We start from the raw sequence: 2,282 nt of genomic DNA on the forward strand, positions 1-2,282 counted from the left end.
CGGCGGGTAAGAAAAACGGAAGTCATGGAAGTGTATTCCTCGTATCGGTGTGGTGTGTGAATAAGAGAGCTGGTTAGAAACCGGAAGACTAACCAGCTGAAGGGAAGAACCCCGATAGCTGAGAAGCCACATGTGTTTCGAAAAGCCACTAAAGAAGTGGCTTCTCGGCGAACATGTGGCTTCTCAGCGTAAGACCCGCGGGGGCTCTACATGTCGGGCCAGTCACGGTGCAACGAATACTCCGTATCCCCATCGCCATTGTCATTAAGATGCCAACGCTGACCGGTACGGATATCAGCCTTACGCAGGCGCGGGTTCGGGTTATCCTTCTTGCCCATCGTCGGGTCGTTCTTGCAGCCCCAACGAGTGTCGTCTTCATCGCAGGTGCCGCCGACGCGTCCAACATCAACCCACCAGACACGAATCAGCAGCGGATCGACAGTTTCCTTCGTCAACACGACATCCAGAGCATGCCAGTCACCGCCGTTCACGCGGAAACGACCAGAGTAAGACACGGTCGCGTAGGCATGGAAGTTGCCGAACGCTTATATACATAGCTGGTCGCGGTCTTGCGTGACTCTTCACCACGTGCCCTGCTGACAGGCTTGCCCATGGTGTAGAAGCTGCCCTCGTCACCGTTGCCGTACTGGATGGTCATCTGGGTGGGGTAGGACTCCATCTCCACGTGGCCAATCATGAGGTCGCCTTCCCAACGTGCGGTGGGTGCGTCAACGTAGAAGTTGACGGCCTGGTTCTTATAGACGTTGGGGTTGTCTTCGCCCTGACCAGAGCCAAGGTTATAGGACTGCTTCAGTACAGGGGCCTGGATATCGGTTTTAGCGAATTGGTCCTCAACTTCTTGGAGCATTTCTTCAATAGTGGGACCCTTAGGCTGTGCGGGGTCATTAGAGGTGAGAGTTTTGGTATCAAGTGGCTGGCAATATGTTCCTAGTCCTGTTTTCGGATCGTAATTTACCTCTTCGCCACTAATAGGCATCTCACGGATACGGCTGTATTTACCAGGTTGTCTTCCCGCTGCAAGACATTCCGCTTCACCTTGCTTGCGCGCATTACCTTTGGGAATATACATAGGCTGCCCCAAGTTGTCTTTTACTTCGTCATAATTTCTACGGAATTCTTCTTCCTTCCGCTGGTTCTCCGCTTCTATTTCAAGGGATGATTTAGCGGTAGGTGAGTCTATCCTAGTATCTAGGGTGCCTTTCCTCGCAAAGTTTTGTTGTGGAGTCTTTTCCTTAGTGAGGCATATAGCATGGCCGTTATCGCTACTGCATTCCTGGCTGTTCGCAGGAGGAACGCTCATAAAAACAGATGATGTGATAACAGCAAAAGTGAGTATATATGCACTTCCTATTTCTCTGATATGGAACATGCTATTTCAACGACCCTTTTTCCTTCAGCTGCTCTTGAGAAAGTGAGCCAACGACAGTCCAAAATCCATCCGAATATTTGAGAATGTAAGCGCCGCTATCGTCCCCCTCGGCCGTATTCGTGTCTTCGGTGTATGATCCGTCGGGCTCAACATACATTACGAATTTCCAAATATGCTTCAGCATAAGGGTGTATTCTTTAGTTTTTTCATCATAAATAAACTGACCATCGAGCTGATATTTGTCGAGACCATTAATGATCCATCCGCCGCGCTTATAAAGGCGCTCGACATATCCGTAGAACTTTTCTTCGTCAGTTTCTGGTTTCACATATGCTTTGGCGTATTCGCAATCACCCGTCTGGACTGCATAGTTGTGGGCTATGGTCCAGTCGTTGATCATGTTGAGAGCGCCCTCCTGAGTTTCGGGGTATTGTTTCCGGCTCGGGGGCTTGGGTACGTTTTGCGCGGGTCCGTAGCCGTCGGCTTTACGGTACTCACCGTCAGGGGCTTTGGATTGTCCAGAGTAGCCTCGGATAGTAGACGGGGTTGCCGAAGCTGATGCAGATTCAGAAGCTGCCGCAGATGCCGAAGCGGTCTCACTCGGCGCCGCGGAGGCGGTAGCTGCCGCCTCATTGTTAGCCTGCTGGCCACATGCCGCAAGCAGGGCACCAATGCCCACAAGTGCGCCGCTACCCAGCAGGGTACGGCGATTAAAGATGGTTGAATCCATAGAAGATACGCTCCTATCATCGGTGATGGTGTGTTGTTTAGTTACTGGTCGAGCCATTATTCGTAGGTCAAGCTGACCACCGGAAGGAAAACAGCCCCGTAGTGTGCCCAACAAGCGCATCAATGCGCTGTGGAGCACTACAGTTACCACCCTACCGCATGT

The 2,282-nt window shown here is 51.6% G+C and carries 3 protein-coding genes; all 3 read right to left on the reverse strand.

What is annotated here, in order from left to right; translation table 11 throughout:
- Nucleotides 1–206: 206 nt before the first annotated feature.
- Nucleotides 207–515, reverse strand: coding sequence for a hypothetical protein (locus HMPREF3055_RS04655; RefSeq protein WP_141758472.1), 309 nt, complete (start codon nucleotides 513–515; stop codon nucleotides 207–209).
- Nucleotides 488–868 (reverse strand): hypothetical protein, encoded by a 381-nt coding sequence (locus HMPREF3055_RS04660; protein WP_070738285.1) that lies wholly within the window; start codon nucleotides 866–868, stop codon nucleotides 488–490. Before HMPREF3055_RS04660 ends, HMPREF3055_RS04655 begins: the two co-directional genes overlap by 28 nt.
- 523 nt (nucleotides 869–1,391) lie before the next feature.
- Nucleotides 1,392–2,120, reverse strand: a complete 729-nt coding sequence (locus HMPREF3055_RS04665) for a DUF6318 family protein (protein ID WP_070738287.1) — start codon at nucleotides 2,118–2,120, stop codon at nucleotides 1,392–1,394.
- Between the last annotated feature and the right edge of the window lie 162 nt (nucleotides 2,121–2,282).

The sequence above is a fragment of the Rothia sp. HMSC061C12 genome (genome assembly GCF_001815755.1).
GTDB classification, from domain to species: domain Bacteria; phylum Actinomycetota; class Actinomycetes; order Actinomycetales; family Micrococcaceae; genus Rothia; species Rothia mucilaginosa.

Excerpts from the sequence above, each read along its gene's own strand:
- HMPREF3055_RS04660 (WP_070738285.1), bottom strand. The coding sequence starts at position 868 with ATGCTCCAAGAAGTTGAGGACCAATTCGCTAAAACCGATATCCAGGCC.
- HMPREF3055_RS04665 (WP_070738287.1), bottom strand. The coding sequence starts at position 2,120 with ATGGATTCAACCATCTTTAATCGCCGTACCCTGCTGGGTAGCGGCGCA.